General features: G+C 67.2%; 8 protein-coding genes. 5 read left to right on the forward strand and 3 right to left on the reverse strand.

Features of this window, described 5'->3' with window-relative positions:
* Window positions 1-11 precede the first annotated feature (11 nt).
* The 3 genes from cysK to FGL98_RS15765 form a co-directional block, all read right to left on the reverse strand.
* On the reverse strand, window positions 12-947 hold the full coding sequence (gene cysK / locus FGL98_RS15755; protein ID WP_146318155.1) for a cysteine synthase A: 936 nt from the start codon (window positions 945-947) through the stop codon (window positions 12-14).
* Between the two features lie 148 nt (window positions 948-1,095).
* Window positions 1,096-2,358, reverse strand: coding sequence for an MFS transporter (locus FGL98_RS15760; RefSeq protein WP_146318157.1), 1,263 nt, complete (start codon window positions 2,356-2,358; stop codon window positions 1,096-1,098).
* A gap of 166 nt (window positions 2,359-2,524) precedes the next feature.
* Entirely contained in the window at window positions 2,525-3,508 is a 984-nt protein-coding gene (locus FGL98_RS15765; RefSeq protein WP_146318159.1) for an NAD(P)H-dependent flavin oxidoreductase, read from the reverse strand.
* Window positions 3,509-3,575: 67 nt separating this feature from the next.
* Between FGL98_RS15765 and FGL98_RS25475 the strand changes: the two genes are divergently transcribed.
* The 5 genes from FGL98_RS25475 to FGL98_RS15790 all read left to right on the forward strand — a co-directional run bounded on the left by FGL98_RS25475 (window position 3,576) and on the right by FGL98_RS15790 (window position 6,410).
* Window positions 3,576-3,737 carry a hypothetical protein gene (locus FGL98_RS25475; protein WP_186526200.1) on the forward strand — a complete coding sequence of 54 codons (162 nt, stop codon included), beginning with the start codon at window positions 3,576-3,578 and terminating at the stop codon, window positions 3,735-3,737.
* A gap of 14 nt (window positions 3,738-3,751) precedes the next feature.
* Window positions 3,752-4,285, forward strand: coding sequence for a GNAT family N-acetyltransferase (locus FGL98_RS15770; RefSeq protein WP_146318161.1), 534 nt, complete (start codon window positions 3,752-3,754; stop codon window positions 4,283-4,285).
* A 444-nt stretch (window positions 4,286-4,729) separates the two neighbouring features.
* Window positions 4,730-5,161, forward strand: a complete 432-nt coding sequence (locus tag FGL98_RS15780; protein ID WP_146318163.1) for a VOC family protein — start codon at window positions 4,730-4,732, stop codon at window positions 5,159-5,161.
* Window positions 5,162-5,244: 83 nt separating this feature from the next.
* A complete protein-coding gene (locus tag FGL98_RS15785) occupies window positions 5,245-5,565 on the forward strand; it encodes a PadR family transcriptional regulator (RefSeq protein WP_146318165.1) in 321 nt (106 codons plus the stop codon).
* Window positions 5,566-5,804: 239 nt separating this feature from the next.
* Entirely contained in the window at window positions 5,805-6,410 is a 606-nt protein-coding gene (locus tag FGL98_RS15790; protein WP_146318167.1) for a hypothetical protein, read from the forward strand.
* Window positions 6,411-6,643: the final 233 nt, after the last annotated feature.

The raw sequence follows: 6,643 nt of genomic DNA on the forward strand, positions 1-6,643 counted from the left end.
TCTTTCGACGGTCAGGACCGGACGTGGTCGAACAGCTCGGTGGACAGGTACCGCTCGCCGGTGTCCGCGAGGAGGCCGACGATCGTCTTGCCCTGCAGTTCAGGACGCCGGCCGAGTCGACGCATGGCTTCCAACACCGCCCCGGACGAGATTCCGACCATCAGGCCCTCGATCCGCATCGCCTCCCGCGCAACCTCGATCGCGGTGTCCTGCGGGATCCGGACGACCTCGTCGATGAGCTCCATGTCCGTGGTCGGCGGCACACCGTCGCCGCCGGTGATGCCCTGGATCTTGTGTGGCTGCCAGGCGCCACCGTTGAGCACCGGTGCCTCGTTCGGCTCGACGCCGATGATCTGCACGCCCGGGTTCTTGGTGCGCAGGAAGCGACCCGTTCCCGACAGGCTGCCGCCGGTGCCGGTGGCAGCGACGATGACGTCGACCTCGCCTTCGGTGTCGGCCCAGATCTCCGGCCCCGTCGTCGCCTCGTGGATGGCCGGGTTGGCCGGATTGCCGCCCTGGCCGGACAAGAAGGCCGTCGGGTCGGCTTCGATGATCTCATTGGCCCGCCCGTTGGAGCCGGCCATACCATCGGCGCCCGGCGTGAACTCGACCTCGGCGCCCAGGGCGCGCAGCAGCAGGAGCCGCTCTTGGGACATGTCGTCCGGCAGCACCAGCACGACTCGGTAGCCCAGCGCTGCGCCGATCCAGGCGAGCGCGATGCCGGTGTTTCCGGAGGTTGCCTCCACGATCGTCCCGCCCGGTTTGAGCCGGCCGTCGGCCTCGGCCGCGCGCACAATGGAGAGTCCCGTTCGATCCTTGATGCTCGCCAGCGGGTTGTAGAACTCGAGCTTGGCGAGCAGCCGCGCAGGGTTGTCCGGCGCGAAGCGGTTAAGTGCGAGCAGGGGAGTGCGACCGACGATCTCGGTCAGGCTTTCGTATACAGGCATGTGTAGGCACTCGAGTCTGGTAGCGGATACCGCAACTTTATCGCCGGCGGACTGTCGTCCATTTGGTGGTGTCTCAGAGGCGCCGAATGACCTTGTGTCACGAGCCGAACAGATCGCCTCAGACCCATCGGGCCGGAACGGGCCGGGGTCAGACGCTGGCGGGCCGGTCACTGACTCCGCGTGCATCGAGGTCCCGATCGACCGGCTCGGGCTGGATGACCTGCCCGCGGTCGACCGCGTCCAGCTGACGGTGCACGGTGGCCAGCACCAGCGCGGCGGCCACGAGGGTGCCGGCACCGATGACGAATGGCAGTGTCGCGTTGTAGTGCTCGACCAGCTTGCTGGCTACGAACGGCGCGAGCCCTCCGCCGATGAACCGCACGAAGCCGTAGGTTGCCGATGCGACCGGGCGCTCGACCGGCGCGATGCTCATGACCGCCGTGGTCACCAGGGTGTTGTTCATTCCGATGAACGCGCCCGAGATGATCACCGCCGCGATCACCACCGTCTTGTGGTCCCACCAGACGCCGATGGCGGCGATGTCGATGGCCATCAGCACGAAGTTGACGTAGAGCGTCTTCGGCGTGCCGAACCGGCGCCGCAGCCGCGGTGCGCCCCAGATCGCGAAGATCGCAACAAGGATGCCCCAGCCGCAGAACACCAGGCCGAGCTGTGGTGGGGAGATCGGGCGCATCAGGAACGGCGAGTAGCCGAGCATCGTGAAAAAGCCCCAGTTGTAGAGCAGTCCGACGGCGCTCGTCGTCGCCAGGCTGCGGCGCCTCAGGGCCTTGATCGGTTCGGTGATGCTCTCCTTGCGCGCCGGCGCGGGCGTCTTGGGCAGCAGCACCAGGGTCGCGATCAGCGAGATGGCCATCAGCGCGGCGACCCCGAAGAACGGCGCCCGCCAGCTGATGGAACCGAGCTCGCCGCCGAGGATGGGCCCGGAGGCGATGCCGATGCCCAGCGCCGACTCATACAGCACGATCGCGCCGGTGAACCCGCCGCTGGCCGAGCTGACGATCACCGACAGCGACGTGGCGATGAACAGGGCGTTGCCCAGGCCCCAGCCGGCCCGGAACCCGACGATGCCGTCGATCCCGCCGGACGAGCCGGCCGCTGCCGCGAAGATCACGATCAGCACCAGCCCGGCGACCAGGGTGCGCTTGGCGCCGAGCCGGCTGGACACCCAGCCGGTGACGAGCATCATGACTGCGGTGACCACCAGGTAGCTCGTGAACAGCAGCTCCACCTGGCTGGGGCTGGCGTGCAGCTCGCCGGCCAGCGACGGCAGGATCGGGTCGACCAGGCCGATACCCATGAACGAGATCACGCAGGCGAATGCGACTGCCCAGACGGCCTTCGGCTGGCGGAACGGGCTGGGCGGAGCGCCGCCGGCCCCGGAGACGGTCACGAGACCTGCTTCGTCGTAGACGTGGTGGTGACCTTGCTGGGGACTTCCCGGTGCATGCGCGTTGCCTCGATCGTCTCGGTTGCTTGCGCGAGCCGCGGAGCCAACCTCATACCCACACTATATTCGTCATCTATGTAGATGTCTGGCGCAGTGGGTGGCGGCGCTCTCAGGTGGCAGAGTCAGTGCATTGCCCGGCGGCCGTGCGCAGCGTGCGCTCGGCATCGTGGACCATTCGTTCGATCAGCGTCGCGACCGGCTCGACCTCGTGGATCAGGTCGGCGTCCTCGCCGGTGAACACCGCTGCGACGCTCGGGTCGTGGTCGGCGACCGCCTGCTCGTAGCGGGCCATCTGGGCGGGCGCCGACCTCGCGAGCTCGGCCTCCGCGCCATGCCAGTCATCGGTGAACTGGTTGCCGGCCACCCGTGCATCGAAGGGCTGCGGCCAGTCCAAACCGCGAGCGACGTCGAACACGGTGGTGCGCATCGTCTGGTCGCCCCCGGTCCGGACGACTCGCTGCTTGAGCTCCGCCGGCACCGGAGACTCGACCGATGCATAGAACCGACTACCGACCAGCACACCGTCCGCGCCGAGCATCAGCCCAGCGGCCAGGCCCCGCCCGTCGGCGATCCCTCCGGCCGCCAGCACCAAGGTGTCCGGTGACTGGTGGTGGACCAGGTCCACCACCGCCGGCACCAGGGCGAAGGTGCCCCGGGCCGCGCCGTGGCCGCCCGCCTCGGCACCCTGCGCAACCAGCACGTCGGCACCGGCGTCGAGCGCGGACTGAGCCAACGCAAGGGTCTGCACCTGGCAGATCAGTGGGATCCCTGCGCCCCGTATCGCATTGGCAAATGGGGCGGGGTCGCCGAAGGACAGCACGAGTCCGGCCGGTGCGTGGGCCAGCGCGAGGTCAAGGAGGTGGGGTTGCTCGGCCAGTGACCAGGTGATGAACCCGCAGGCGGCATGCGGACCGGCCGCGGTCAGCTCGCGCTCCAACCAGTCGGCGTTGCCGTAGCCTCCACCGACCGTGCCCAGCCCGCCCGCGGCGGTGACCGAGGCGGCCAAGTGCCCGTCCGCGACCGTCGCCATCGGCGCGAGCATCACGGGATGGCGAAGACCGAAGCGTTCGCTGAACCGGGTGCTGATCGGCATTTTCGCTCCTCACCCTGGCGGATACCTCAGGCTACCCGGCGGATGCCCGTTCTTCGGGCGGTGTCAGTTGACGGACAGCAGTCCCTTCGGGTTGGCGAACTTCCTTGTAGGTGGTGACGGTGCCGGTCCGCAGGTTCATCTGGGCGCGAATGATGCGCTTGCCGCTGCCGGCGACGACGTTCCCGTCGCCGCTACCGGGGTGGCACTGGCCTGGTCCCGGGTCCTCTGACTACAGTCTCGATCGTGATCATTCGAGACGCCGCGGACCAGGACTGGGCCAGCATCTACCCGTTCTTCTCCGCCATCGTCGCCGCAGGCAACACCTATGCCTACCCCGAGCACCTCTCGTTCGAACAGGCCCGGCCATGGTGGATGGAGCAGCGTCCGGGCCGGACCGTGGTGGCTGTCGAGGGCGACCTCGTCCTGGGCTCGGCCAAGATGGGCCCGAACCGGCCCGGCCGCGGCTCGCACGTCGCCACCGCCAGCTTCATGGTTGATCCAAGGCACTCCGGTCGGGGCGTGGGCCGTGCGCTGGGCGAGGAGGTTTTGCAGTGGGCTCGTTCGGCGGGCTACCGCAGCATGCAATTCAACGCGGTCGTCGAGACCAATACTGGCGCGGTTCATCTGTGGGAGGCGTTGGGCTTTCACATCCTCACCACGGTGCCGCAGGCTTTCAATCACCGAGAGCATGGCCTGGTCGGCCTGCACGTGATGTATCAAAATCTGGCTGCGAGCGAACACGCCGGCCATGACCTGGATCAGCCGCCGTCCAGTTGAGGAGGGCTCGTCTGCGACGCCCGAGGGCAGTTGCTACTCAGCCCTCGCTGCGTCTGCGGCACCGGATATGGGTTGTGAGCGGCGAGTGGAGCACCTCGACGGGCTCGAAGCCGGTGGCGAAGTGGAAGTGGTCCCGCCCGCCATCTCGATCGGTTCGCGGGCGTGGTGAGTGAGCACGAAGACGGGGGCGTGATGGGGCGGCTCAGAACCCCACCATCCGTACCACGGTTCGCTCCACGCAGCGCGGGTCGGCCCGAACAGGCCGCGCTTGCCCAGTGGATGGTCTCGGCTCTGCACTGGTCCGACCGGTGAACGATGGCGACCCGCTTGCCGGGGCGGGTGACCGTCGGCTCAGCCGACGGAAACCATTGCCTTCACGGTGGCGTCGCTGTCATCCTGGATGTCGGTAGGGCGCTACCGCGCCCTTGAGCAAGGAGGCACCCGATGGCCCGTGTGAACACCTACCTGAACTTCAATGGCCAGGCGGAGGAAGCGTGCACGTTCTACGCGGAGACCTTCGGCACGAAGATCTCCAGCCTGATCCGTTATTCGGACATGCCCGCCGTCGGGCCCGGTGACCTTCCTGCTGACGAGCAGCACTTGGTGATGCATGCCGAGCTACCCATCGCTGCCGGACACGTGCTGATGGCCACCGACATGCTCGAGTCGATGGGCCAGCAGACCCGGATCGGCAACAACACCACGCTGTGTGTCGACACAGACAACACCGAGGAGGCAGACCGGCTTTACGCCGCCCTGTCGACCGGTGGCTCCGAAGGATCCCCGATGGCACAGATGCCGTGGGGTGCGTACTGGGGCGTCACCCTGGATCGCTACGGAATTCGCTGGATGGTCAATCACACTCCACCAAGCTGAACATCACTCAGCACCGCGACCACGAAGACGGGTGAGCGGGAGTATGCTACGTTTCACGTACTACGGGAAACGGAGGTAGTGACATGGCTCGACGTAAGGATGACGTGGCGTGGTCGGATCCCGCGTTACTGATCTTGGGAAGTTTGGTGTCGGGGCCTAAGCACGGGTACGCGATCGTGCAGGACACCGAAGACGCGGTGGGGATCACGCTCGGGCCGGGCACGCTCTACGCGGCGCTGGCTCGCTTGGAACAGCGTGGTCACGTCCGGGCGTTGCCCGAGGAGGATCGGCGTCGACCGTATGAGATCACCGCTGCCGGCTCGGCGCTGCTGGCCCAACGTCTGGAGGCAATGCGCGCCTTCGCTGTACGCGGGCTCACTCAGCTTCGAACGGTTCAGCCATGACTGCACTAACCAGCCTGGCGCTGCGCGCGTACCCGCCATCGTTTCGGGCCCGGTACGGGAAAGAGTTGTCAGGGCTCGTCGAGGATCTGCCGGCCACCTCAAGGACGAGCATCGATTTGTTGTACGGGGCCATCCGTGCCTGGGCCCAGCCACCCTGCCACGGCATAGAAGGTCGATTACGAGCCACGACAGCAACCACCTGGGTCACCTGGTGCGCCGGCTTTCTCATAGTCCCAGCGATGAACCGCGCGCTCCTGGACCCGCCTTCGGCCGGCACCTCGAGCAGCGTCCGCACCCTACTGGGCATCGCCGATGTGCTCTTCTTCCTCGGTTGGGCGCTTGTGCTTCTTGGTGCTGCGTCAGTGGTGTTCCGCATCGTCGTTCCCGCCGTACGAGCACGCGCCTGGACATCGCTGCGCCCTCTGATGCCTACGCTGACACTCGGCCTGATCGAGGCAATTGGCCTTCTCTGGCTCGGCATAGCCTCCAACAACCGCGCGGAGCAGGTCGCCCATCCTTCAGGGCTTTTCATCACGGCCACGGTGCTATGGCTGATCGGTTTCGCAGCGTTCATCTGCTGCCTTGGCATTGGTCCGGCCCTGGCGCTGTCCCGGTTGGAACCGGGCGCGGCAGAGCTGCGTAACCCGACTCGTCTGACCGCGGCGGTGGCACTCACCCTCGCCGCCCTCACGGGGTGCTCGCTGGCAGCTGCACTCATCGCAGGCGATGCAACCCTCGCGAACAGCGCGATCCCGGTCGCCGTTGCACTTGCGGTCGGATGCCTCGCCTCGCTAACAGCAATCGTCAGCTCCAGCAGAGGGATACACGCGCTCCGGTCCACATAGGTGCCCGCATGCGGGAGCATCGCCGGCGACGAGACAAACGACCGCGTCGCCGATTGACGGATCGTCCGGGGCGGACTGCCACGGCGACCGTGGACCGGCACGATGCGGGTCTTAGCCTCGATCCGTGGAGTGATCGGCAGGATCGGCTCTTTGACGGTGCCGGGGCTGCTCACGGTGGGCGGGTGGCTGCGGGGCGTTCGGTATCTGCTGGTCTGCCCAGCGTTTCCACGAGT

It is taken from the genome of Leekyejoonella antrihumi, from assembly GCF_007845645.1.
GTDB classification, from domain to species: Bacteria; Actinomycetota; Actinomycetes; order Actinomycetales; family Dermatophilaceae; genus Leekyejoonella; species Leekyejoonella antrihumi.

What these genes read in the sequence shown, in the direction of transcription:
- FGL98_RS15785 (WP_146318165.1), top strand. Translation starts at nt 5,245, where the DNA reads ATGGCTCGACGTAAGGATGACGTGGCGTGGTCGGATCCCGCGTTACTG.
- FGL98_RS15790 (WP_146318167.1), top strand. Translation starts at nt 5,805, where the DNA reads ATGAACCGCGCGCTCCTGGACCCGCCTTCGGCCGGCACCTCGAGCAGC.
- FGL98_RS15765 (WP_146318159.1), bottom strand. Translation starts at nt 3,508, where the DNA reads ATGCCGATCAGCACCCGGTTCAGCGAACGCTTCGGTCTTCGCCATCCC.
- FGL98_RS15780 (WP_146318163.1), top strand. Translation starts at nt 4,730, where the DNA reads ATGGCCCGTGTGAACACCTACCTGAACTTCAATGGCCAGGCGGAGGAA.
- cysK (WP_146318155.1), bottom strand. Translation starts at nt 947, where the DNA reads ATGCCTGTATACGAAAGCCTGACCGAGATCGTCGGTCGCACTCCCCTG.